This window comes from Geodermatophilus sp. CPCC 205761 (assembly GCF_051383655.1).
Classification (GTDB): domain Bacteria; phylum Actinomycetota; class Actinomycetes; order Mycobacteriales; family Geodermatophilaceae; genus Geodermatophilus.
Map to the genome: position 1 here is coordinate 67830 of NZ_JALPKQ010000015.1, position 22328 is coordinate 90157.

The following is a 22328-nucleotide window of genomic DNA, read 5'->3' on the forward strand; positions in this document are numbered from 1 at the left end:
GGGCCATGAGCGCAGTCGCAGGGCTCGTCCTCGCCGCCGGGGGCGGCCGCCGGTACGGGATGCCGAAGGCGCTGGTCGAGTACGAGGGCAGCCTGCTGGTCGAGCGGGCGGTCGCGACGGCGCGGGCGGTGTGCGACCCCGTCCTGGTCGTGCTGGGCGCCCGGGCGGTCGACGTGTGGCGCACCGCGGACCTGGACGGCGCGACGGTGCTGGCCAACCGCGACTGGGAGACGGGCATGGCGTCGTCCCTGCGGACCGGGCTGGAGGGGCTGCGCGGCTGGCCGGGACGGGTCGAGGCCGCGCTCGTGCTGCTGGTCGACATGCCGGGCATGACCACCGTGGCCCTGGAGCGCCTGGCCTCGCACGCGGCACCGGACGCGCTGGCGATCGCCACCTACGACGGCGTCCGCGGGCACCCCGTCCTCCTCGGCCGCGAGCACTGGGCGGGGGTGGCCGAGACCGCGACCGGCGACGAGGGTGCCCGCCGCTACCTCGCGGCCCACCCCGTCACCGAGGTCGACTGCACGGGCCTGGCGGACCCCACCGACCTCGACGTCCCGCCTCCGGGCCCGGACCCCGGGGTACCGTCGGCGCCGTGATCGCCCGAGTCGTCGACGCGCCGCTCTCGGTCGCCGAGCACGAGGACGCCGTGGCGGACAAGGCGGCCGGCGCGGTCGTCTCCTTCTCCGGCGTCGTCCGTGACCACGACGGCGGCCGGTCGGTGACCGAGCTGGAGTACGTCGGCCACCCGACGGCGCAGTCGGTCATCGAGGAGCTGGCGCAGGAGTTCGCCGCGCGGCCCGACGTGCACGCCGTCGCCGTCTCCCACCGGGTCGGCATGCTCGGCATCGGCGACGTCGCGCTGGCCTGCGCGGTCAGCGCCTCCCACCGTGGCCAGGCGTTCGCCGCCTGCGCCGAGCTCGTCGACGAGGTGAAGAAGCGGCTGCCGATCTGGAAGCGGCAGGTCTTCACCGACGGCGACGAGGAGTGGGTCGCCTGCCCCTGAGGCGCGGGTGGCGGGTCACCGCTCGACCAGCACCACCTCGTACCGGTCCGCGGTCGGGGGGATGCCGGTGTCGAACTTGGCGTTCACCACGGCCAGGTCGTCGTCGACCACGATCAACGTGGTCGGGATCTGGAAGTCGTCGTCGGTGATCGTCTCCTCGATCGACCCGGAGGTCAGGTCCGGGCTCAGCCGGGCACGGACCACCTGGTTCAGCTGGTTCTGCACGGCCCAGAGGTCGTGGCCCTCGAGCTGGATGCCGTCCACGCTCGGCACGTCGACCCCGGCGATCTCGGCGCTCGCCCCGGTGCCGGGGTCCACGGTGTAGACGCGGCCGGTTCCCGAGTGCGCCACGATCAGCGTGTCGCCGTCCGGCGTGGCGGCGATGCCGTTGAGGCTGATGTCCGTGGGCCGCTCGGCCGCCGGGCCGGTGAGCTCGAGGGTGCGTGCCGTTCCCGGCTCACCGTGCCGGACGGGGACGAAGTGCAGCCGGGGTTCCAGACTGTCGGTGAACCACGCGCCGTCCGGGGTGACGGTGACGTCGTTGACGAAGGACGTGCCCGGGTCGCCGAACTCGTAGGCGGCGACCGTGTTCCCCGTGCAGAGGTCGTACACGTACCCGAGACCACGGGACGTGCTGGGGCCCCCGGGGAAGGCGCCGCCGCCCGCCACGAACAGCAGGTCGTGCCGGAGGTCGGCGAACATGCCGATGGCCATCCGGCCGTCCGGAGCGTCGATGAACAACTCCGCCGTCCGCCGCCCGAGGTCGCCGCGGAAGATGTCCCCGGCGAACAGGTCCCCGGCGTAGAAGGTGTCACCGCCCCCGTGGGCGATGCCCTCGGCCGAGGTCGCGCCCGGGAGCACGATGACGTCGTCGTGCGGGTGGGCCGCCGCGGGGGCGACGGTCGCGGCCCCCAGGCCCAGAGTGGCCGCCACGAGCACTGTCGCGCGGACGGACGATCGGGGGAAGGCAGACCTGGACATCCGTGCCTCCTGATCGGCGCCGCATCGCGCCGGACGGGACTGCGGGGGTCTGGCCGCCACCTTGGCACCACCGGGCTCCGACCGGAAGGGCACGACCGGGAGCGAGCCCTCCGTGGTCAGTCGGCGCGCAGCAGCCGGGCCTCCACGATCTTCGTCGCGCCGGCCGCGTGCATCTCCACCGCGTCGGTCCGTTCCCGGACCCGGTCGAGCATCTCGGTGTCGCTGATCGGCATCGTGACCACGAGGCGCTGTGCCTTGTCGACCTCGGGGTGCTCGAGGACGGCGTCGACGAGCCGGCTCCGGGTGCCCACGGGCAGGTGGCCGGACGCGACGTGCAGCTCGGAGTGGACGACGCCGGTGCCGTCGGTGGGGTGCACGTCGGCGTCGGCGAGAACGCGCCCGCCGGCGAGGATCTGGACGGAGAACGCCCGTACGGGGGACTCGCGGAGGCCGGTGGGGTCGGTCAGGGCGGATCGGTCGTCGGATCGTGTCATCGCTGGGCTCCGCACGGTCGAGGGGGAGGACGGCCCGTCGAGGGCCTCCGCGAGGGGCCCGGCGCCCGGGCCCACGACGGTGCGACGCTGCACGGTCGATCCCAGCCTGGCCGAGTCGCGGCGTGACGTGCACCACGCGATCGGGAAACGCCGCGGAGGAGCGCGCTGCGCGTCGGTTCCGACGCGGAGCGCCACATCGGAGGCCGAGCCGATCAGGAGTCCGGTGCGGGCGGGCGCAGGCCGGCGGCCATGAGCGTGCTCAGCATGCGCGCGACCATCTCCACGAGCGGGAGGTCCCGGCTCGCGCTGCGCGGCCGGGCGCGGAACCCCACCGCGCAGACGGTGCCGAACAGCTCGCCGTCGGCGGTCACCAGCGGAACGCCGAGGTAGGCCGCCACCCGGGTGACCGGTCCGAGGGAGCGCGAGGCGTACTCCGGCACCGCTGCGGTCACCGTCGCCGCACGCGGCGCCTCACCGGCCACCATGAGCCGGCAGAAGCTGTCCTCCCAGGACAGCGACGCCCCCGGTGGCAGCCCCTCCGCGGGGTGGGCGTGCAGCACCACCTGGCGGTCACCGACGACGCGGGTGACCGTCCAGACGTCCCAGCCGAGCTGCTGGTGCAGGAACTGCAGGGCACCGCACGCGGCGGCGGCGAAGTCCGGCCACGGCACCACGTCCGCGATCCCGGGTTCTGGATCCATCGCGACCGGTGCCCCCCTCCGCGCACGGCCTCGGTCCGCGCGTACGGCGCGGCGGGCACGGTCAGTGTCGCGCAGGCGCCTCGCCGTCGTCGCGGGGGGCGCGCTCGGCGGCCTCCTCCTCGGCCTCCCCCTCGAGCCGGCGGGCTTCCCCGGCCGCCTTGGCCGCTTCGTCGCCGTGCGACTCGCCGTAGACCTCCTCGGCGCGGCCGATCAGCTCGGTGGCCTTCGCCCTGGCCCTGCCCCAGATGCTCATGCCGCCATTCTCCGGTGTCGTGATCACCGGTGCAGCACCTCCGCGCGCGGGATCACCGGTGCACGGCGTCGCGGATCTCGCCCACCAGTTCCTCGAGGATGTCCTCCAGCGCCACCACGCCCAGCACCGCGCCGCCCTCCGTCACCGCGGCGAACTGCGCGCCGTCGGCCTGCATCGTCTGCAGCGTGGTGCGCAGGTCGCCGGTGGCCGGCACCCGCGGTAGCGGGCGGGTGATGTCGGCGACCCGTACCTCGGGGTCGCCGTCGGCGACCAGCACGTCCTTGACGTGGACGTAGCCGGTGAACTCGCCGTCGCGGACGACCGGGAAGCGGGAGAAGCCGGTGCGCGCCGCGGCCCGCTCGACGGCCAGGGCGCCGTCGTCGGGCGACACCGTGGTCAGCTGCGCCCTCGGGATCAGCACCGCCCGGGTGTCCCGGTCCTCGAGCGACAACGCGCCGGTGAGCAGGTCGTGCTCGCGCTTGTCGAGCAGCCCGCCGGCCCGGGACTGGTCGAGCAGCCCCGCGACCTCGTCCCGGGTGAAGGAGCTGCTGACCTCGGTCTTCGGGTCCACCCGGAGCAGCCGGAGGATGCCGTTGGCCAGGGCGTTGAGGCCGGCGATCACCGGCTTGAGCACGGTCACCACCGCCGACAGCGGGGGAGCCAGCGCCAGCGCCGCGCGGTCCGGGCCGGCCAGTGCCAGGTTCTTGGGCACCATCTCGCCGATCACCACGTGCAGCGCGACCACGACGGTGAGCGCGATGACGAAGGCGATCGGGTGGACCAGCGCCTCCGGCACGCTCAGCGCCTCGAACACCGGCTCCAGCAGGTGCGCGACGGCGGGCTCGCCGATGGCCCCGAGGCCCAGCGAGCAGACGGTGATGCCGAGCTGGGCGCCGGCCATCATCAGCGAGACCCGCTCCATCGCCGCCAGGGTGGTGCGGGCGCGACGGGAGCCGGCCTCGGCCAGCGGCTCGATCGACGACCGCCGCGCGGAGACCAGCGCGAACTCCGCGCCCACGAAGAAGGCGTTGGCCAGCAGCAGGACGACGGCGACGAGCACTCCGGTCCAGTCACCCACGGGGGGCCTCCTCGGTCTCGTCCCCGGCGGGGATCGCGCCGACGCGGGCGCGGTCGACGCGCGTGCCGTCGAGGGTCTCGACCTCGACCCAGACCCCGCCCGGGTGTCCCTCGGCCTCCGCGGCGAGCTCGGGTGGGAGCTGGCGCAGCGCGGTCACCCGGTCGCCGGGCTCCGGGATGCGGCCCAGGTGGTGCAGCACGAGGCCGCCGAGCGTCTCGTAGTGCCGGTCGGCGGGGACGGCGAGCCCGGTCAGGGCGCTCACCTCGTCGGGACGCAGCAGCCCGGACACCGACCAGGTGCCGTCACCGCGGTCGACGACCTCCTGCTCGAGCAGCTCGTCGTGCTCGTCGGAGACCGCCCCGACCAGTTCCTCGACGAGGTCCTCGACGGTCACCACGCCGTCCGTGCCGCCGTACTCGTCGATGACGACGGCCATCTGCAGCCCGCCGCGGCGCAGGTCGACGAGCAGCTCGTCGAGCTGGCGGGAGGTGGGGACGAACAGCGGCGCGATCATCACCTGCTCGACCGGCACGGTCGACCGCTCGTCCCGCGCGACGGCCAGTGCGTGTTTCACGTGGACCATCCCGACCACGTCGTCGGCCCCGGCCCCGGCGACCACCGGGAACCGGGAGTGCCCGGACTCCCGTGCGGTGGCCAGGACGGCGGCGACGGGGGCGTCCACCGGCACGGTGGTCATCCGGATCCGCGGGGTGGCGACGTCGCTGGCGCGCAGCTCGCCGAAGGCCAGCCCCCGCTCGAGCAGCCTCGCCGTCTCGACGGGCAGCGTGCCGACCGTGCGCGAGCGGCGGACCAGGGAGGTCAGCTCCTCCGGCGACCGGGCCGACGCCAGCTCCTCCTGCGGCTCGACGCCGAAGACCCGGCGCAGGATGCCGTTGGCCCAGCCGTTGAGGAACCGGATGAGCAGCGCGGTGGACTTGGTGAAGCCGCGCTGGAACCCGGACACGGCCTTGGCCACCCGCAGCGGGTCCGAGATCGCCAGGTTCTTGGGCACCAGCTCGCCGAACACCATGGTCAGCACGGTGGCCAGGACCAGCGCGACGGTGATCGACACCGAGCGGGCCGCCGCGCCGGACAGGCCCATCGAGGCGAGCGGGCCCTGCAGCAGCGCGGCGATCGACGGCTCGGCGACGAAGCCGATCGCCAGGTTGGTCACGGTGATGCCGAGCTGGGCCCCGGAGAGCTGGGTGGACAGCGTCTTCATCGAGGTCAGGACGCCGGCGGCCCGGGGCCGGCCGGCCTCGACCTCACGCTCCACGGTGGCGCGGTCGACGGTGACCAGCGCGAACTCGAAGGCGACGAAGCCGGCGCAGCCGAGGATGAGCAGGACGCCGACCGCGACGAGCAACCACTCGATCATCGGACGCTGCCGGCTCGGCGGGACCTCGCGGGGTCGGTCAGTTCAGGGGACGGGCGATGGTGAGGCAGCGCCTTCACGAGCGGGGGGTCATCCTCCGGCGAACGGGGGCAGCACGTCGACGACCGCCCCGGGTTCCAGGGCCAACGCGCGGTCCCGCGTCTGCGTTCCGTCGACGAGGAACGAACAGGCGGTGAGCACCCGCTCCAGCTTCTCGCCGTGGCTGTCCACGATCTGCCCGATCAGCTCGTCGAGCGTGGTCGCGGTGCGGATCTCGGTGTCCACGCCCGCGGCGGCGCGGGCCCCGGCGAAGTACCGCACGGTGACCGATGTCATCGTCGGCCCTCGCGGTCGGCTGCACTCCCGGCCACGTCAGCCACCGATCGCCGACATCGGCCGGGACGGCTGCAGGAAGCTCGGGTCGTCGATGCCGTGCCCGGGCAGCTTGGCCAGCGTGGCGATCCGCCAGCGGTCGGCCAGCTCCTGGTCGGTCGCGCCCTCGCGCATCGGCGTCCGCAGGTCGGACTCCTCGCGGGCGAACAGGCAGTTGCGGATCTGCCCGTCGGCGGTCAGCCGGGTGCGGTCACAGGTGCCGCAGAACGAGCGGGTCACCGAGGCGATGACGCCGACGGTCGCGGGGCCGCCGTCGACCAGCCAGCGCTCCGCAGGCGCCGACCCGCGCTCCTCGGTGTCGGGGGTGAGCGTGTGGGCCGCCGAGAGCCGCTCGAGGATGTCCTCGGCGGTGACCATCCGGCCGCGGGTCCAGGCGTGGTGGGCGTCCAGCGGCATCTGCTCGATGAACCGGAGCTGGTACCCCTGCTCCAGGCAGAAGTCGAGCAGCGGAACGGCGTCGACGTCGTTCATCCCGTGCAGCAGGACGGCGTTGACCTTCACCGGGGTCAGGCCGGCGTCCCGGGCGGCGGCGAGACCGGCCAGGACGTCGTCGAGCCGGTCGCGGTGAGTGAGCTGCTTGAACCGGTCGCGGTCGAGGGTGTCGAGGCTGACGTTGATCCGGTCGAGGCCGGCCGCGGCCAGCGCCGGGGCGATGCGCACGAGGCCGATCGCGTTGGTGGTGAGGCTGACCTCGGGGCGCGGCGCGAGCGCGGTGGCGGCCTGCACGATGCCGACCAGGCCGGGGCGCAGCAGCGGTTCGCCCCCGGTGAAGCGGACCTCGCGGATGCCCAGCTGCTCCACGCCGATGCGCACCAGCCGGGCGATCTCGTCGTCGGTCAGCACCTCGACCTTCGGCAGCCAGTCCAGGCCCTCCGGCGGCATGCAGTAGGTGCAGCGCAGGTTGCAGCGGTCGGTCAGGGACACGCGCAGGTCGGTGGCGACGCGGCCGTGCCGGTCGACCAGCCCACCGGAACCGGGCACCGGGTCGGGCCGGCGCAGCACCGGGTCGGGCAGCGGGCTCGTCGAGGTCACCCCTCGAATGTAGTGGCGGAGGACGACGGTGTGCCGCGTCCCGGACGTGCGACGGGGGCGACCGGAGCTCCGGTCGCCCCCGTCGGGGTGTGTCGGTCAGCCGATCGGGGTGGGGGACACCGGGTCCGGCGGCACCGGGACCGAGCCCTGGATGCGGTTGCGGGCCTGACAGTCGGTGGTGCAGTTGGTCGCGCCGGCCGACAGCTCGATCGCGTCCTCGCCGAGCACGCCGCCCATCCGGCCGCCGGAGGCCACCGACCAGCGGGTCGTCGTCCCGTCCTGGTACAGCTTCGTGGCCACCTGCGGGCTGTCCTTGCCCAGCAGCATCTGGTGCGTCGCGTCCCCGGCGACGCCGTCGCCGAAGTTGATCTTCCCGGTGAACTCGTTGACGAAGAAGAACAGCGTCGGGCCGAGGGTGTGGACGTACTCCACCGGGCCGCCGAACTCCTGTTCCATCTGGAAGATGCCGCCCTGCGGGGCGTCCTTGGCCTGGACCTTGAACTTCCCGCCGGCGGCCGAGAACTCGGCGACGAGGACGCCGTCGCGCAGCCGCAACTCGGTGATCCGGACGCCGCGCAGCTGCGCTGCGGTCAGCTGCGGCACCTTCGAGGCGAAGACGACCGTCGGCGCGGTGACCATGCGCTGCGGATCCGGCGCGCCGGTCAGGGTGTAGGCGTAGACCCCGAGCGTCGCCGGGTCGATCGTGAAGGTGACGTGCCGGCCCCGGACGGCGATCGGCCCGGTGGGCGTCACGTCCCGCAGCCGGGCCTCGTTGCCGGCGGTCGGGTTGGTGGTCCGGCCGTTGACGGTGACGGCGAAGTCCCCGGCGGTCACGGCGCCGCCGCCGGCCCCGCCGCCCCCGTCGTCGGATGCCGCTCCGTCGTCGCTGCCGCCCTTCGCGGCGGCGACGCCCGGGACGAGCAGGACGCCGAGGGCGAGCAGGAGGGCGAGCAGGGGAGCGAGCGGGAGGCGCGGGCGGGCGGTCGGTGGCACGGGGCTCCTCCGAGTGAGGTGAGTGCTCCGCGTGTGCGGTCGCTCACACAGCGTCCATGAAGGTTCATGGACTGCGGCGGCGCCACGCCATCGGCCCGCGAGAATCCGGCGGCGGGCCGGCGGCGGGCGTTGCTACGGTCGAGCGGCCACCCGAGAGACCGGCGGCCAGCCCCGCACTCGCTCGTGGCCAGGAAGCGCGAGAGTCCCGTGTCGCCCCGCACCGTCTTCGCCCCCTACGCCCGCCTGTTCGCCGTTCCCGGCTCGGTGGCGTTCTCCTTCGCCGGGTGGGTCGCCCGGCTGCCCATCCCCATGCTCGGCCTCGGCGCGGTGCTGCTGGTCGCCGGCGAGACCGGCAGCTACGGCCTGGCCGGTGCCGTCTCGGGCACACTCGCCCTCAGCTTCTCCGTCGCCAGCCCGCAGTGGGCCCGCGCGATGGACCGGCGCGGTCAGGGCGCCGTCCTCCGCTGGGCGATGACCGCCTACCTGCTCTCCGGTGTCGCCTTCGTCGCCGCGGTGACCGCCGGGGCGCCGCGCTGGTCGTGGTTCGCGCTCGCGGCGGTGTGCGGGGCGAGCGGGCCGAACATCGGCTCGCTGGTGCGCGCGCGGTGGGTCGCGGCCCTGGAGGACGCCGGCCGCCGGCAGACCGCCTTCGCGCTGGAAGCCGTCGTCGACGAGGTGGTCTTCGTCGTCGGCCCGCCGCTGGTGACGCTGCTCGCCACGCTGGTCGCCCCGCCGGTCGGCTTCCTCACCGGCATCGTGCTCGGCTCGGCCGGCGGGTTCTGGCTGGCCGGCCAGCGCGGCACCGAACCGGCGCTGCACCGGCCCGACCCGGCGTCCCCGGTCCGGCGCTGGGCGGCGGTCAACGCCACGGTGCTGGTCGTCGCGGTGACCTACGTGGCCGTCGGCGCGGTCTTCGGTGCGGTGGACGTCGTCGTCGTGGGGTTCGCCGACGCCGAGGGTGCCCCCGCGCTGGCCGGGCTCGCGCTGGCCGTCTACGCCGGCGGCAGCCTGGTGGCCGGGTTGCTCTACGGCGTCGTCCGGCTGCCCGGCACGCTGACCGCGCGCTTCCTGGCCACCGCCGTGGCCTTCGGCGTCGCCGCCCAGCTGATGTGGGGCGTCAGCTCGCTGGTCGTTCTGGTCGGTGCCGGCTTCCTGGCCGGCCTGGCGATCGCCCCCGTGCTGGTCTCGGGCACCTCGCTGGTGGAGTCCCGGGTGCCGCGCGCCGCGCTGACCGAGGCGCTGTCGTGGACCACCACCGGGCTCACCCTCGGCGTCACCGCGGGCTCGGCGCTGGCCGGGGCGGCCGTCGACGCGTGGGGTGCCGAGACCGCGTTCGCCGTCCCCGCGACGGCCGCCGCGCTGGCCGCTCTCGTCGCCCTGGCCGGCGCGCCGCTGCTGCGCCGCCGACCCCCGGCGGCCACGGGCGCACCCGCTGTGCGGGTTGACGACGGCGTCATCGGGTAGCGGGCTGCCGGGCCGCACCACCGCGACCGGAGTGTGCCGCCCTCCCCGACCCGAGAGGAACTGCCTGTGGCCACCGTGCCCACCATCCGTCTGAACAACGGCGTCGAGATCCCGCAGCTGGGCTTCGGCGTCTTCCAGATCCCGCCGGCCGAGACCGCCGAGGCCACGCGCACCGCGCTGGAGATCGGCTACCGGCACATCGACACCGCGCAGATGTACGGCAACGAGAAGGGCGTGGGCGAGGCCGTCCGCGACTCGGGCCTCCCGCGCGAGGAGGTGTTCGTCACCAGCAAGCTGAACAACAACCGGCAGACGCGCGACGACATCCTCCGCGCGTTCGACGAGAGCCTCGCCCAGCTCGGTCTCGACCAGCTCGACCTCTTCCTCGTCCACTGGCCGCTGCCGACCGTGAGCGACTACGTGGCCCGCTGGACGGTGATGGAGGAGATCTACGCGAGCGGCCGGGTCCGGGCCATCGGCGTCTCGAACTTCCAGCCCGAGCACCTGCGCGACCTCTTCGCGGCCACCGAGGTCCGCCCGGCGGTCAACCAGATCGAGGTGCACCCCTACCTGGCCAACGACGAGGTCCGGGCGTTCGGGGCCGAGCACGAGATCGTCACGGAGGCGTGGTCGCCGATCGCCAAGGGGAAGGTCGCCACCGATCCCGTGATCGCGGAGATCGCGGCCGGCCTGGGGCGGACCCCGGCGCAGGTGACCCTCCGCTGGCACGTGCAGCGGGGTGACGTCGTCTTCCCGAAGTCGGTGACCCGCAGCCGGGTGGAGGAGAACTTCGCGATCTTCGACTTCGAGCTCGACGAGTCGGCGATGGCCGCCATCAGCGGCCTCGACCGGGCCGAGCGGACCGGGCCCGATCCCGACACGTTCGCGTTCATCCCCCAGTGAGCCCGTTGGAGTGGATCCGTGGGCGTGACGCCCACGGATCCACTCCATCAGCGGTGCTGCAGCAGGGCCGCGCGGACGAGCGCCAGCACCGTCTCGCCGTCCACGCCCGCCGCCCGGGCCCGCACGACGAGGTCGTCCGCGGCGCTGCGCAGCCCGGTCGTGTCCGGTGCCGTGGTCGGGGCCCCGGTGACGACGGTGCCGGTGCGGCGCCGGCTGGCGACCAGCCCGGCCGCCTCCAGCTCGGTGTAGGCGCGCGCCACCGTGCCCGTGGCCACCCCCAGGTCGGCCGCCAGGGCGCGCATGGCGGGGAGCCGGTCGCCCGCGCGCAGCAGGCCGGCGTGCACGTAGGCGGCCACCTGGCTGCGGATCTGCTCGTACGGCGGCGTGGGGCTGGCGACGTCGACGGTGATGTCCAGCGCCATGACGGTCAGGCGGGCACCGGCCGGTCGGCGGGGACGCCGGGTGCCCGGACGCAGGCGACGAGCACCCCGGCGAGCAGGGCGGCCAGCCCGCAGCCGCCCACGCCGACGCCCAGTACGGCGAGCACTCCGCCTCCGGTGGTGGAGGAGATGCTCCACGCCGCGTTGCCGGCCACGGCCAGCAACCCGCCGGCGACCACCAGGGTCGTCGCGGCCGCCGCGCGCAGGACGCGGTGCGCCGAGGCCCGGCGCACCGCGTCCTCGATCCGGTCGTCCTCGGTCACGACGGCGGAGCGGGTGGCGACGATCCACAGCGCGGCCACGGTCACCGCGGCCAGGACGAGCAGCCCGAGCCCGGCCGGGCGGCCGTAGACGAGCCCCGGGAACGGGCCCGCCGTCGAGCGGAACGGGGGGTCCTCGACCAGCAGGCTGCGGCCGTCGGGGGCGGCCAGCGCGGCTCCCAGGGCGATGGTGACGACGGCGGCGACCCCGGCGCCCACCGTCGTCCGGACCAGCCACCGCGGCGCGGCGTCCAGCAGCCGGCGGCGCACCAGCCGGGCGCGCCGGACCTGCCCCTGCGGGCGCGGCCAGGTGAGCTCCCCCAGCCCCAGGACGACGACGTGCACGACCCCCGCGGCGACCGGCACCAGGAGGGCGGTTCTGCCGAGGCTGCCGGGCGAGGCGTTCCCCAGCCCCGCCACGCCGACCGCTGTCGCTGCGGCGGCGCCCACCAGCAGCGCCGTCGCCGTCGTGCCGACCGCGTGGGTGCGGGCGGCCGCGACGGTGGTCTCCCGGCTCGGCGGTGAGCGCCGGGCCACCGCGGTGCCGACGGCGAGCGCGCCGGCCAGGGCCAGCACCAGCAGGAGCGGCACCAGCGCCACGACGTCCTCACTGCCTCATTGAGTCAAGCGATTGACACAATGGAGGTCGGGGGCGCCGGGCGCAAGGGCCCGGGCGCTCCGGTCAGTCGGTCGTGACGAAGTCGATGAGCTCCTCGACCCGGCCGATCAGCGCCGGCTCCAGATCGGTCCACGTGCGCACCCGGGCGAGGATGCGCTGCGCCCAGACGTAGCCGGTGTCGTCCTCCCAGCCCAGCCGGCGGCAGACCCCCTCCTTCCACGACTCCCCCTTGGGCACCGTCGGCCAGGCGCGGATGCCGACCACCTGCGGCTTGACCGCCTGCCAGATGTCGATGAACGGGTGCCCGACGACCAGCGCGTGCTCGCCGGTCACCCGGTCGGCGATCCGCGACTCCTTGGAGCCCGTCACCAGGTGGTCGACCAGCACGCCCAGCCGCCGTCCGGAGGAGGGGCGGAACTCCCGCACGATCGCCGGCAGGTCGTCGACGCCGTGCAGCGGCTCGACGACGACGCCCTCGATCCGCAGGTCGTGGCCCCAGACCTTCTCGACCAGCTCGGCGTCGTGCTTGCCCTCGACGTAGATGCGGCCCTCGCGGGCGACCCGCGCCCGGGCGCCGGCGACGTAGGTCGAGCCCGACGCGCTGCGGGCCGGCGCGGCCGGCGCCTGCGGCTTCGGCCGCACGAGCACCACGGGCCTGCCGTCGACCCAGAACCCGGGGCCGAGCGGGTAGGCGCGCACCTTCCCGAACCGGTCCTCGAGGTGGACGACGTCCTTCTCGCAGCGCACCACGGCGCCCACGAAGCCCGAGCTGGGGTCCTCGACGACGAGGTCGCGCTCGGCCTCGACCTGCGGGCTGGGCTTCTTGACGGTGCGCGGGTGGACCAGGTCGTCGTACGGCGAGCGGGGAGGCACGCCGTCCAGGATGAGCAGAGACCGGCCCGCTCACGGAGGCGACGCGCCGGGTGGCGACGAGCACGACACGCCCGGCGGTGTCCCGCTCACCGTTGGTGAACGGATGGACCGGCCGGTTCCGGTTCCCGGCGGCGCCGCGTGTCCGCGCGTCTGACCAGCGCGGACGGCGCGTTGCGCGACCGACGGCCGGCCCCGGCCCGGTGGCGCGTCGGCGTGCCGGGCATGTTGCAACGGCCGTTGACCGTTTCGCGGGCCCGTGCCCGGTCACTCATCTGCCGACCGTTCCACCAGTGCTCAGATGGGAGCGACGAACGACGATGATCGGAACCGAGACCATCAGCCGCGTGATCGGCAAGGACGTGTACGACGAGAGCGGCGACAAGATCGGGTCTGCCTCCGAGGTGTACCTGGACGACGAGACCGGCCAGCCGGAGTGGGTGACCGTGCGCACCGGGCTGTTCGGGACGAAGGAGTCCTTCGTCCCCATCCGGGACGCCGACCTGACCGACGACGGCCTGCGCGTGCCGGTCAGCAAGAGCGCCGTGAAGGACGCCCCGAAGATCGACACCAACGGGCACCTCTCCCCGCAGGAGGAGCAGGAGCTCTACCGCTACTACAACCTGCAGGCCGGCACCGGCACCAGCGGCCGCACCGACACCACCGTCGGCCGGCACGAGACGACCGCCGGCACGACCGACCGGGACCGCGACCTCACCGACCGGGACCGCGACCTGACCGGTCGCGACACGACCGGGGTGGACACCCGTCCCGCCGTCGGCCGCGACACCTCCGGCCCGACCACGGACAACGCGATGACCCGTTCCGAGGAGCGGCTCAACGTCGGCACGCGTACCGAGGAGGTCGGCCGCGCCCGGCTGCGCAAGTACGTCGTCACCGAGAACGTGACCGAGACCGTGCCGGTCTCCCGCGAGGAGGTCCGGGTCGAGCGCGAGCCGATCACCGAGGGCAACGTCGGCAACGCCATGGACGGCCCCGCCATCAGCGAGGAGGAGCACGAGGTCACCCTCCACGCCGAGCGCCCGGTCGTGGAAAAGGAGGCCGTACCGGTCGAGCGCGTGCGCCTGGACACCGAGACGGTGACCGGCCACGAGACCGTGTCGGAGGACGTGCGCCGGGAGGAGATCGACGTCGACGGGGACACCACCCGCGACCGTCGCGTCTGACTCCCCGCCCGGCGCGTGCCGGGCGACCCGCACCGGCAGTGGCCGGCCGAGACCCGTTCTCGGCCGGCCACTGCCGTCCGGGGGGAGCCGCCGCGCCGCGGGTGGGATGCTCGGGGCGTGAGTGAGAGCACGGTCGCCCGCGTGGCCACCTCCGACGTCGGTTTCGCCGACCCCGACGAGCTCGCCGCAGCCCTGGAGGCCACCGGGTACCTGCCCGACGAGGGCCTGGCGACGGCGGCCTACCTGGCCCTGGCGATGCACCGGCCGCTGTTCCTGGAGGGGGAGGCCGGCGTCGGGAAGACGGCGCTGGCGCAGGCGCTCGCCCAGGTCACCAGCCGCCCGATCTACCGGCTGCAGTGCTACGAGGGGCTGGAGGCCAGCCAGGCGCTCTACGACTGGGACTTCGGCCGTCAGCTGCTGCACCTGCGCGCCGCCGAGGCCGCGCACGCCACGAGCGACACCGAGAGCCTCGAGGCCTCGCTCTACGACCGCCGCTTCCTCCTGGCCCGGCCGCTGCTCCAGGCGCTGGAGGACTCGCCCAGCGTGCTGCTGGTCGACGAGGTCGACCGCGCCGACGACGAGTTCGAGGCGTTCCTCCTCGAGGTGCTGTCGGACTTCACCATCTCCATCCCGGAGCTCGGCACGATCCGCGCGGTCACCCCGCCGCTCGTCGTCCTCACCTCCAACCGCACCCGCGAGGTGCACGACGCGCTCAAGCGGCGCTGCCTCTACCACTGGTTGCAGCACCCGGACTTCGACCGCGAGGTGGCGATCCTCCGCCGCCGGCTGCCCGACGTGACCGAGCAGCTGGCCCGCGAGGTCGCCCGGGCGACGGCGAAGCTGCGCACGCTCGACCTGCTCAAGCCGCCCGGCATCGCCGAGGCCATGGACTGGGCGACCGCCCTGCACACCCTCGGCGCCCGCGACCTCGACCCCGACGTCGCGGCCCGCACGCTGGGCGCGGTCCTCAAGTACCGGGAGGACACCGACCGGGTGCACAGCCTGGTGCGGGGGACCCTCTTCGGTGGCTGAGTCCCGCGGTTTTGGAAGCTCTACCCACGTCCGGGACCCCTCCGACGCGGGTAGAGCTTCCAATGCCTCGGCGCGGCGGGACGTCGTCGACACGGTGCTGGGCTTCGCGCGCACCCTCCGGCACGCCGGGGTGACCGCGTCGCCGGACCGGGTCGAGGCGATGCTGGCCGCCGTCGGCGCGCTCGACGTCCTCGACGCCACCGACGTCTACTGGGCCGGCCGGCTGACCCTCTGTGCCGGTCCCGACGACCTCGACCGCTACGACGCCGCCTTCGCCGCGTACTTCGGCGGCGAGGCGCCCCGGCCGACCCGCTCGACACAGCAGCCGGAGCGACAGCTGGCGACGACGGCGCCGCTGGAGCCGGGGACGGGCACGGACGACGAAGCCGACCAGCCCCGCGAGCTCGCCGGCACGGCCAGTGCCGAGGAGGTGCTGCGCCACCGCGACGTGGCCGAGATGACCGTGGCCGAGCGCGAGCACCTGCGCCGGCTGTTCGCCCTGCTGGTGCCCGCGTCGCCGATGCGCCCGTCGCGGCGCCGGCGGCCCAGCGCCCACGGCGCCGTGCACGCCTCCCGCACCGTGCGGCACGCCCTGCACGACGGCGGCGAGGTCAGCCGGCTGCTCTACCGGCGGTCGCGGCCCCGCCCGCGGCGCGTCGTGCTGCTCATCGACGTCTCCGGCTCGATGAGCCCCTACGCCGACGCGCTGCTGCGGTTCGCGCACGCGGCGGTGCGGGCGCACCCTTCCGCGACCGAGGTGTTCACCATCGGCACCCGGCTCACCCGGGTGACCCGCGAGATGCGGCTGCGCGACGCCGACAAGGCGCTGGCGGCCAGCGGCGGGGCGATCCCGGACTGGTCGGGCGGCACCCGCCTCGGCGACGTGCTCAAGGCCTTCCTGGACCGGTGGGGGCAGCGGGGGACCGCGCGCGGTGCGGTGGTCGTCGTCTGCAGCGACGGCTGGGAGCGCGGCGGCACCGACGTCCTGGGCGAGCAGATGGCGCGGCTGCACCGGCTGGCGCACGCGGTGGTCTGGGTGAACCCGCACAAGGGGCGGGAGGGGTACGAGCCGCTCACCGCGGGCATGCAGGCGGCGCTGCCCTCGATCGACCACTTCGTCGCCGGGCACAGCATGGTCGCGTTCGAGGAACTGGTGGGAGTGATCTCCCGTGCCTGAGGCGTTCACCGGAGTGGGTTCGTCGGCGTCACCGCCACGGATCCACTCCGAGCAGAGGAGGAGCAGCGATGCGTGACGTTCTCGAGGACCTGATCGGCTGGTGGCAGGCCGGCGAGACCGTCGGGATGGGGACGGTGGTCGCCACCTGGCGCTCGGCGCCCCGGCCGGCGGGCGCGTCGATGCTGGTCGGCCCCGACGGCACCGCGGTGGGCAGCGTCTCCGGCGGCTGCGTCGAAGGCGCGGTCTACGAGGAGGCCAAGGACGTCGTCGAGACCGGCGTCCCCACGCTGGAGCGCTACGGCGTCAGCGACGACGACGCCTTCGCCGTGGGGCTGACCTGCGGCGGCATCCTCGACGTCTTCGTCGAGCGGGTCTCCCGCGAGTCGTTCCCGGAGCTCGGCGAGATCGCCGAGTCCGTCGAGCGGCACGAGCCGGTCGCCGTCGTCACGTGCGTCGCCGGTCCGGACGACCGGGTCGGCCGGCGGCTGGTCATCTGGCCCGACCGGAGCTCCGGCACGCTCGGGCTGCAGCGGCTGGACGACGCCGTCGCCGCCGACGCCCGCGGCATGCTCGCCGCCGGCCGCACCGGGATGCTGCACGTCGGGCACGACGGTGAGCGCCGCGGCGACGAGCTGTCGCTGTTCGTCAACTCCTTCGCCCCGGCGGCCCGGATGGTCGTCTTCGGCGCGATCGACTTCGCCGCCGCCGTCGCCCGTGTGGGTGCCTTCCTCGGCTACCGGGTCACCGTGTGCGACGCCCGCCCGGTGTTCGCGACGCCCAAGCGCTTCCCAGACGCGCACGAGGTGGTCGTCGAGTGGCCGCACCGTTACCTGCAGGCCGAGGTCGACGCCGAACGGATCGACGAGCGCACCGTGCTGTGCGTGCTCACCCACGACCCGAAGTTCGACGTCCCGCTGCTGGAGGTCGCGCTGCGGATCCCGGTCGCCTACGTCGGCGCCATGGGCTCGCGGCGCACGCACGAGGAGCGCCTGGTCCGGCTGGAGGAGGCGGGCCTGGACAAGGAGGAGCTGGCGCGGCTCTCCTCGCCGATCGGCCTGGACCTCGGCGCGCGGACGCCGGAGGAGACGGCCATCTCCATCGCCGCCGAGATCATCGCTGGGCGGTGGGGTGGCTCCGGTGAGCGGCTGACCGGCATCGAGGGGCCGATCCACAAGACCGCCGACCGCTGAGACTGAGCCGAGGGCAGAAATGGCCATTTCTGCCCTCGGCCGGGTCCCGTCATAGCGGCGGAGGTATACCGTTGCAGGTATGCCGCCGTCGCCGCGCCGGTCGAGGTTCCCGGGTCTGGAGGGCCTGGGCGAGCGGCGCCGTGAGCTCATCGAGGAGCTGGTCCGGGCCCGCCGGGAGAGCGAGCTGAGCCAGACGGAGATCGCCGCGCGGATGGGGACGTCGCAGTCCGCCGTCGCCCGGCTGGAGAGCGGTGAGCTGGACGCCCGGCTGTCGACGCTCGAGCGCTACGCGGCCGCACTGGGCCGCACCGTCGACTGGCGAATCCGACCGTCCGAGGAGTCCCCGTGAGCCGTCCCCTGGGCACCACCCCGCCACTGCCGCCCGAGCCGTTCCCGCCGGAGCCGCCGCGGTTCCCGCGCAGCCCCTGGCAGCCCGAGCCGCGCCCGCCGTCGCACGGGCCGGTGTCGGCGACGGCCTCCCTGGTCGTCGGTGCGCCCGACTGGCTGGCCGAGCGGCTCCTCGACCAGCGCGTGGTGGTCCTCTCCGGGGAGCTGGACGCCGACGCGGTGAACCGGGCGGTGGCCGAGCTGGCGTTGCTCGACGCGACCGGTGACGGACCGGTCCGGCTGCGGCTGTCCGGGGTGGCCGCCGACCTCGACGGCGCCCTCACGCTCGTCGACGCGATCGACCTCGTGGGCGTCCCCGTCCACGCAACCTGCCTGGGCGCGCTGACCGGGCCGGCCGTCGCCGTCCTCGCGGTGGCCGACCGGCGGATGGCCGGGGCGCACGCGACCGTGCACCTGTGCGAGCCGCGGGCGCCGCGGGGGGTGCCCCGGCACGAGGTCGAGGCGTGGGCGGCGGCGCACGCTCGGCAGCTGCACCGGCTGCAGGAACGGCTGGCCGAGGCGTGCGGGCGACCGGTCGAGGAGATCGCGGCCGACATGCGTGCCGGACGGCTGCTCGACGTCGCGGAGGCCCGCGCCTACGGCCTGGTGGACGATTAGGCCCCCTCCCGGGTCCCGCCCCGAGCGTGCGAGGGGTGGGGAGGAGGGGGTCCTCCTCCGGTACGACGTCGAGGTCGTCGGGCTGCTCGCCTCGCCGGTGCACCGGTACGACGGGCGGCCCGGCGTCAGCCCGCCCGACGGGGACGGCGACCATCGCGCGGCGATCGAGGTGCGGGCCGGGATCGGGGTGGTCGGCGACCGCTACGCCGGCCGGCCCGCGCACCGCGACGCCCAGCTCACGGTGCTCGCCGTCGAGGCGCTCGAGGCACTGGCCGCCGAACTCGGGACGCCCCCGTTCGACCCCCTGCTGGCCCGGCGCACCGTGGTCCTGCGCGGCGCCGAGGTGGAGGCGCTGCGGGGGCAGGAGTTCGCGCTCGACAGCGGCGGCGGCCGGGTCCTCCTGCGCGGGGGACGGCCGGCCAACCCGTGCGCGTGGATGGACGTCGTCCTCGCGCCCGGCGCCCACCGGGGGCTGCGGGGGCGCGGCGGAGTGCGCTGCGCGGCGCTGTCCGACGGCGTGCTGCGGCTGGGCCCGGCCGTCCTCACGTCCGCCGTCCCCCTCGACCCCCGTCGCGCCGGGGACGCCGTCGTCCGCAGGCCCGGCCGGGGCAGCTGAGGCGCACGAGGCAGAAGGCATGCTCCGCGACCCGGCTGTGGGCTCGACCGGTGGTGTCGTCGACTCCCGGCTCAGCCCAGCACGGCGCGCACCGCGGCCGGCGCCTGGGTGGGGCGGTGCAGCGGGGCGACCCGGCCGTCGCCCGCCGCGGCGAGCGCGGCGCAGTTGGCCACGGACTCCGGGTCGTCGGACAGCGACAGGACGTGCAGGTGCGCGCCGGCGCGGGCGAGGGCCGCGGCGGCCGGTAGCGGGTCGGGGCTGTCGGTGGGCATGCCGTCGGAGAGCAGCAGCACGTCACGGGCGGCCGCGCGGGAGCGGGCCAGCTGCGCGGCCGCGGTGCGCAGCCCCAGGTCGAGGTCCGTGGTGCCGCCGCCCTCGAGGTCGAACAGCCGGTCGATGACGACGTCGGTGCGCGGGTCGGGCGAGAGCGGCCGCAGCACGACGGCCTGCGACCAGAACGCGACGACGGCCAGCTCGTCCTCCGGGCGCATCCGCTGGGCCAGGGCCGAGGCGGTGAGGACGGCGACCGCCAGCTCGTCCCCGGCGACCGACCCGGAGGCGTCCACCAGCAGCACGCAGGCCCGGCCGGTGGAGCGCCAGCCGCGGGTGTGCAGGTGCTCGGCCCGCCAGTGCGGCTCGGCCCCGCGCGCGGCCAGCGTGGCGTCGAGGTCGATGTCGGTGCCGGTCTCGTCCCGGCGGGTCACCACCCGGCGGGTGCCGGGCCGGTCGGGGACGCCGGCGCGCGGGGTGGCCACCGGCAGCCGGCCGGCCAGCGCCCGGGCGGCGGCGCGCAGCCGCGGGTCGAAGGCCCGCCCCATCGCGGTGAGCAGCCGGTTCGCGGCGTCCGGGTCGCGGGCGGTGAGCTCGCTCATCGCGTCCTCGTCGAGCTCCCCGAGCTGTGGGGAGACCTGCTGGAAGTCCGGGTGCGCGCGGGCCAGCTCCTCCCGCCCGGCCCGCCGTGCGGTGTGCTGCTTGAGCAGCTGCTCGACGTCGTCGGCGTCCTCCACCGGCGCGGGCTGCGGCGGCCGGCGTCCGGGCGGGTCCTTGAGCCCGCCGGCGCCCGGTGGGGGCGGCGGGGGAGGGGGCGGCTCGGCGTCGGGGTCGCCCGGCTCCTCGGGCGTCAGGCTTTTCCCAGCTCCTCACCCGCCCGGCGCCAGATGTCGGCGACGACGTCCTCGACCGGCCGGGCCGTGCCGTCGGCGAGGGTGACCTTGCCGGTGAGCGCGGCGAGCGCGGCGTCCACGCCGGTGCTGTCCTCCACGGCCTCGTTGCCCCGGACGGTGGCGAGCTCCAGCGCGATGAGCACGGCGTCGAGGGCGCCGCGCACCGACGAGCCGATCCGCAGCTCCGGGTGGTCGCGGGTGATCCGCACCGCGCGCACCGCCTGGGCGACCAGCGCCTCCGGGCCGCCGGTGGCCGCGCCGACGACGGCGAGCTCGGCCTCCTCGTCCTGGTAGCCCATCGCCACCCGGCAGGAGCGGTCGTAGAGCGCGGGGGTCACCCGCGCGGTCCCGACGGCGTCGAACGGGTTCATGGCCGCGACCAGCCGGAACGTGGGGCGCGCGGTCACCCGGCCGAACCGGGGCACGTGCATCTCCCGTTCCGACAGGACACCGAGGAGGACGTTCATCGTCTCCTCGGGGACCCGGTTGAACTCCTCGACGTAGAGGATCGCGCCGTCGGTCATCGCCCGGGTGAGCGGGCCGGGCACGAAGTTCTCGGCGCGGTAGTCCTCGGTGAGCACGCGGGAGGCGTCGTGGTGGCCGACCAGCCGGGTGGGGGTCAGCTCGGCGTTGCCCTCGACCAGCACCAGCGGGACGCCGGCTCCGTCGGCCAGCGCGCGCAGCAGCGTCGTCTTCCCGGTGCCCGGCGGGCCCTCCAGCAGGACGTTGCGCCCGGCCGACAGCGCCGCGGCGACGACCTCGGCCTCGCGCAGGCGGGCGACGACCCGCTCCCGGGCGACGCGGACCATGCCGGCCACGTCGAGCCGCCGTGCGGTGGTGGTGCTGCTCACGAAGGGGATGCTCCTCGGGTCGTTCGACGCGCGACCGGGGCGCCCCCCTCAGGGGAGCGCCCCGGTCCCGACCGGCCCCCGTCAGGGGGTCCTTCCTCAGTCGTGGATGATCACGCCGCGGAGGTTCTTGCCGGCGTGCATGTCCTCGTAGCCCTGGTTGATGTCGTCGAGCTTGTACTTGTTGGTGATCAGCTCGTCGAGCTTGAGCTTCCCCTCCTGGTAGAGCCGCAGCATCTTCAGCATGTCGGCGCTGGGGTTCTGGTCGCCGAACAGGGCGCCGCGGATCTCCTTGGTGAACAGCGCGAGCATGCTCGGGTTGATCGGGATGCCGACGTCGGTGAGGTCACCGAGGCCGGTGACGACGACCCGCCCGCCCTTGCCGATCGCCTCGAACGCCTGGGCCACGTGCTCGCCCTTCAGCACGCCGACGGTGATCAGCGCCTTGTCCGCGCCCTGGCCGTTGGTCACGCTGCGGCCGAACTCGGCGGCCTCCTCGATGCTGCCGAAGGCGTGCGTCGCGCCGAACTCCTGCGCCTTCTCGCGCTTGAACCCGACCGGGTCGACGGCGATGACGTGGCTGGCCCCGGCGTGCGCCGCACCCTGCACGGCGTTGATGCCGATGCCGCCGATGCCCATGACGATCACCGTGTCGCCGGCCTTCACCTCACCGGCCTGTACCGCGGTGCCCCAGCCGGTGCCGACGCCGCAGCCGACGAGGCAGGCCACCTCCAGCGGGATGTCGTCGGGGATCTTCACCGTCGAGCGGACGTCGACGGTGGTCACCTCGGCGAAGGTGCCCAGGCCGCACATCTGTCCGACCCGGGTGCCGTCGGAGGTCTGGAAGCGGAAGCTCTCCGCGTCGTCCCAGCGGGAGCCCACGAGCAGGTTGGCGCCGGAGTCGCAGATGTACTGCTGGCCGTTGGCGCAGTAGCGACAGCGGCCGCAGCCGGGCAGGAAGGAGAAGACGACGTGGTCGCCCTCCTTGAAGCCCCTGGTCCCGGGACCGACCCCGGTGACCACGCCGGCGCCCTCGTGGCCGCCGAGGAAGGGGTAGTGGCCGACCGGCATGTCGCCGGTCGCGATGTGGTCGTCGGAGTGGCAGAGACCCGAGGCGGCCACCTTGACCTGGAGTTCGCCGGCCTGCGGATCATCCGCCTCCAGCTCGACGACCTCCCACTTGCCGGGAGCGGAGCGCAGGATCGCTCCGCGCGTCTTAACGGGCACAGGTGACCTCCTCGTCGCCCT

26 protein-coding genes are annotated in these 22328 nt (G+C 74.8%); 11 read left to right on the forward strand and 15 right to left on the reverse strand.

The window, feature by feature from the left end; genetic code table 11:
- Nucleotides 1-5 precede the first annotated feature (5 nt).
- Nucleotides 6-599: a nucleotidyltransferase family protein gene (locus MY526_RS11550; RefSeq protein ID WP_436703917.1), complete on the forward strand. Its 594-nt coding sequence runs from the start codon at nucleotides 6-8 to the stop codon at nucleotides 597-599.
- Complete coding sequence (locus MY526_RS11555; protein ID WP_436691992.1) at nucleotides 596-1006, forward strand: molybdenum cofactor biosynthesis protein MoaE; 411 nt, start codon at nucleotides 596-598, stop codon at nucleotides 1004-1006. The genes MY526_RS11550 and MY526_RS11555 overlap by 4 nt, the downstream gene beginning before the upstream one ends.
- Nucleotides 1007-1021: 15 nt before the next feature.
- On the opposite strand, the gene MY526_RS11560 is transcribed toward MY526_RS11555, so the two are convergent.
- The 9 genes from MY526_RS11560 to MY526_RS11600 form a co-directional block, all read right to left on the reverse strand.
- Nucleotides 1022-1987, reverse strand: a complete 966-nt coding sequence (locus tag MY526_RS11560; protein ID WP_436703918.1) for an SMP-30/gluconolactonase/LRE family protein — start codon at nucleotides 1985-1987, stop codon at nucleotides 1022-1024.
- 116 nt (nucleotides 1988-2103) lie between these two features.
- Nucleotides 2104-2481: a hypothetical protein gene (locus tag MY526_RS11565; RefSeq protein WP_436703919.1), complete on the reverse strand. Its 378-nt coding sequence runs from the start codon at nucleotides 2479-2481 to the stop codon at nucleotides 2104-2106.
- 212 nt (nucleotides 2482-2693) lie between these two features.
- Nucleotides 2694-3182, reverse strand: a complete 489-nt coding sequence (locus MY526_RS11570) for a GAF domain-containing protein (RefSeq protein ID WP_436703920.1) — start codon at nucleotides 3180-3182, stop codon at nucleotides 2694-2696.
- A gap of 61 nt (nucleotides 3183-3243) precedes the next feature.
- The gene (locus tag MY526_RS11575; RefSeq protein WP_436691996.1) at nucleotides 3244-3435 is read right to left on the reverse strand and encodes a hypothetical protein; all 192 of its coding nucleotides are present in this window, start codon (nucleotides 3433-3435) and stop codon (nucleotides 3244-3246) included.
- Between the two features lie 52 nt (nucleotides 3436-3487).
- Entirely contained in the window at nucleotides 3488-4513 is a 1026-nt protein-coding gene (locus MY526_RS11580; RefSeq protein WP_436691997.1) for a hemolysin family protein, read from the reverse strand.
- Nucleotides 4506-5891, reverse strand: a complete 1386-nt coding sequence (locus tag MY526_RS11585) for a hemolysin family protein (protein WP_436703921.1) — start codon at nucleotides 5889-5891, stop codon at nucleotides 4506-4508. Before MY526_RS11585 ends, MY526_RS11580 begins: the two co-directional genes overlap by 8 nt.
- Before the next feature lie 87 nt (nucleotides 5892-5978).
- On the reverse strand, nucleotides 5979-6224 hold the full coding sequence (locus tag MY526_RS11590) for a MoaD/ThiS family protein (RefSeq protein WP_436691999.1): 246 nt from the start codon (nucleotides 6222-6224) through the stop codon (nucleotides 5979-5981).
- A gap of 36 nt (nucleotides 6225-6260) precedes the next feature.
- Nucleotides 6261-7313: a GTP 3',8-cyclase MoaA gene (gene moaA, locus MY526_RS11595; RefSeq protein ID WP_436692000.1), complete on the reverse strand. Its 1053-nt coding sequence runs from the start codon at nucleotides 7311-7313 to the stop codon at nucleotides 6261-6263.
- 96 nt (nucleotides 7314-7409) lie between these two features.
- Nucleotides 7410-8306 carry a hypothetical protein gene (locus MY526_RS11600; protein ID WP_436692001.1) on the reverse strand — a complete coding sequence of 299 codons (897 nt, stop codon included), beginning with the start codon at nucleotides 8304-8306 and terminating at the stop codon, nucleotides 7410-7412.
- Nucleotides 8307-8513: 207 nt separating this feature from the next.
- Between MY526_RS11600 and MY526_RS11605 the strand changes: the two genes are divergently transcribed.
- Together MY526_RS11605 and MY526_RS11610 are read left to right on the forward strand one after the other, a co-directional pair.
- Nucleotides 8514-9770, forward strand: coding sequence for an MFS transporter (locus tag MY526_RS11605; protein WP_436692002.1), 1257 nt, complete (start codon nucleotides 8514-8516; stop codon nucleotides 9768-9770).
- A gap of 66 nt (nucleotides 9771-9836) precedes the next feature.
- Nucleotides 9837-10673: an aldo/keto reductase gene (locus tag MY526_RS11610; RefSeq protein ID WP_436703922.1), complete on the forward strand. Its 837-nt coding sequence runs from the start codon at nucleotides 9837-9839 to the stop codon at nucleotides 10671-10673.
- A 47-nt stretch (nucleotides 10674-10720) separates the two neighbouring features.
- On the opposite strand, the gene MY526_RS11615 is transcribed toward MY526_RS11610, so the two are convergent.
- The 3 genes from MY526_RS11615 to MY526_RS11625 all read right to left on the reverse strand — a co-directional run bounded on the left by MY526_RS11615 (nucleotide 10721) and on the right by MY526_RS11625 (nucleotide 12865).
- On the reverse strand, nucleotides 10721-11095 hold the full coding sequence (locus MY526_RS11615; RefSeq protein ID WP_436692004.1) for a GntR family transcriptional regulator: 375 nt from the start codon (nucleotides 11093-11095) through the stop codon (nucleotides 10721-10723).
- Between the two features lie 5 nt (nucleotides 11096-11100).
- Nucleotides 11101-11973, reverse strand: coding sequence for a hypothetical protein (locus MY526_RS11620; protein ID WP_436703923.1), 873 nt, complete (start codon nucleotides 11971-11973; stop codon nucleotides 11101-11103).
- A gap of 82 nt (nucleotides 11974-12055) precedes the next feature.
- Complete coding sequence (locus MY526_RS11625) at nucleotides 12056-12865, reverse strand: DUF3097 domain-containing protein (protein ID WP_436692006.1); 810 nt, start codon at nucleotides 12863-12865, stop codon at nucleotides 12056-12058.
- A gap of 317 nt (nucleotides 12866-13182) precedes the next feature.
- On the opposite strand from MY526_RS11625, the gene MY526_RS11630 reads away from it, so the two are divergent.
- The 7 genes from MY526_RS11630 to MY526_RS11660 all read left to right on the forward strand — a co-directional run bounded on the left by MY526_RS11630 (nucleotide 13183) and on the right by MY526_RS11660 (nucleotide 19069).
- Complete coding sequence (locus tag MY526_RS11630; protein ID WP_436703924.1) at nucleotides 13183-14049, forward strand: DUF2382 domain-containing protein; 867 nt, start codon at nucleotides 13183-13185, stop codon at nucleotides 14047-14049.
- Nucleotides 14050-14166: 117 nt separating this feature from the next.
- Nucleotides 14167-15081, forward strand: a complete 915-nt coding sequence (locus tag MY526_RS11635; RefSeq protein WP_436692008.1) for an AAA family ATPase — start codon at nucleotides 14167-14169, stop codon at nucleotides 15079-15081.
- 130 nt (nucleotides 15082-15211) lie between these two features.
- Nucleotides 15212-16258 carry a vWA domain-containing protein gene (locus MY526_RS11640; protein WP_436692009.1) on the forward strand — a complete coding sequence of 349 codons (1047 nt, stop codon included), beginning with the start codon at nucleotides 15212-15214 and terminating at the stop codon, nucleotides 16256-16258.
- Between the two features lie 68 nt (nucleotides 16259-16326).
- A complete protein-coding gene (locus MY526_RS11645; protein WP_436692010.1) occupies nucleotides 16327-17448 on the forward strand; it encodes an XdhC family protein in 1122 nt (373 codons plus the stop codon).
- A 79-nt stretch (nucleotides 17449-17527) separates the two neighbouring features.
- The gene (locus MY526_RS11650; protein WP_436692011.1) at nucleotides 17528-17797 is read left to right on the forward strand and encodes a helix-turn-helix domain-containing protein; all 270 of its coding nucleotides are present in this window, start codon (nucleotides 17528-17530) and stop codon (nucleotides 17795-17797) included.
- Nucleotides 17794-18453, forward strand: a complete 660-nt coding sequence (locus tag MY526_RS11655) for an ATP-dependent Clp protease proteolytic subunit (protein ID WP_436692012.1) — start codon at nucleotides 17794-17796, stop codon at nucleotides 18451-18453. Before MY526_RS11650 ends, MY526_RS11655 begins: the two co-directional genes overlap by 4 nt.
- Nucleotides 18454-18550: 97 nt before the next feature.
- Complete coding sequence (locus tag MY526_RS11660) at nucleotides 18551-19069, forward strand: MOSC domain-containing protein (protein WP_436703925.1); 519 nt, start codon at nucleotides 18551-18553, stop codon at nucleotides 19067-19069.
- Between the two features lie 71 nt (nucleotides 19070-19140).
- Here MY526_RS11660 and MY526_RS11665 read toward each other — a convergent pair whose 3' ends face one another.
- From MY526_RS11665 to MY526_RS11675, 3 genes are all read right to left on the reverse strand, one after another.
- Nucleotides 19141-20076 carry a vWA domain-containing protein gene (locus MY526_RS11665; protein WP_436692014.1) on the reverse strand — a complete coding sequence of 312 codons (936 nt, stop codon included), beginning with the start codon at nucleotides 20074-20076 and terminating at the stop codon, nucleotides 19141-19143.
- 113 nt (nucleotides 20077-20189) lie between these two features.
- Nucleotides 20190-21083: an AAA family ATPase gene (locus MY526_RS11670; RefSeq protein ID WP_436692015.1), complete on the reverse strand. Its 894-nt coding sequence runs from the start codon at nucleotides 21081-21083 to the stop codon at nucleotides 20190-20192.
- Between the two features lie 96 nt (nucleotides 21084-21179).
- The gene (locus MY526_RS11675; RefSeq protein ID WP_436692016.1) at nucleotides 21180-22307 is read right to left on the reverse strand and encodes an NDMA-dependent alcohol dehydrogenase; all 1128 of its coding nucleotides are present in this window, start codon (nucleotides 22305-22307) and stop codon (nucleotides 21180-21182) included.
- Between the last annotated feature and the right edge of the window lie 21 nt (nucleotides 22308-22328).

What these genes read in the sequence shown, in the direction of transcription:
- MY526_RS11550 (WP_436703917.1), top strand. Translation starts at nt 6, where the DNA reads ATGAGCGCAGTCGCAGGGCTCGTCCTCGCCGCCGGGGGCGGCCGCCGG.
- MY526_RS11560 (WP_436703918.1), bottom strand. Translation starts at nt 1,987, where the DNA reads ATGTCCAGGTCTGCCTTCCCCCGATCGTCCGTCCGCGCGACAGTGCTC.
- MY526_RS11565 (WP_436703919.1), bottom strand. Translation starts at nt 2,481, where the DNA reads ATGACACGATCCGACGACCGATCCGCCCTGACCGACCCCACCGGCCTC.
- MY526_RS11570 (WP_436703920.1), bottom strand. Translation starts at nt 3,182, where the DNA reads ATGGATCCAGAACCCGGGATCGCGGACGTGGTGCCGTGGCCGGACTTC.
- MY526_RS11575 (WP_436691996.1), bottom strand. Translation starts at nt 3,435, where the DNA reads ATGAGCATCTGGGGCAGGGCCAGGGCGAAGGCCACCGAGCTGATCGGC.
- MY526_RS11585 (WP_436703921.1), bottom strand. Translation starts at nt 5,891, where the DNA reads ATGATCGAGTGGTTGCTCGTCGCGGTCGGCGTCCTGCTCATCCTCGGC.
- MY526_RS11590 (WP_436691999.1), bottom strand. Translation starts at nt 6,224, where the DNA reads ATGACATCGGTCACCGTGCGGTACTTCGCCGGGGCCCGCGCCGCCGCG.
- MY526_RS11615 (WP_436692004.1), bottom strand. Translation starts at nt 11,095, where the DNA reads ATGGCGCTGGACATCACCGTCGACGTCGCCAGCCCCACGCCGCCGTAC.
- MY526_RS11630 (WP_436703924.1), top strand. Translation starts at nt 13,183, where the DNA reads ATGATCGGAACCGAGACCATCAGCCGCGTGATCGGCAAGGACGTGTAC.
- MY526_RS11645 (WP_436692010.1), top strand. Translation starts at nt 16,327, where the DNA reads ATGCGTGACGTTCTCGAGGACCTGATCGGCTGGTGGCAGGCCGGCGAG.
- MY526_RS11650 (WP_436692011.1), top strand. Translation starts at nt 17,528, where the DNA reads ATGCCGCCGTCGCCGCGCCGGTCGAGGTTCCCGGGTCTGGAGGGCCTG.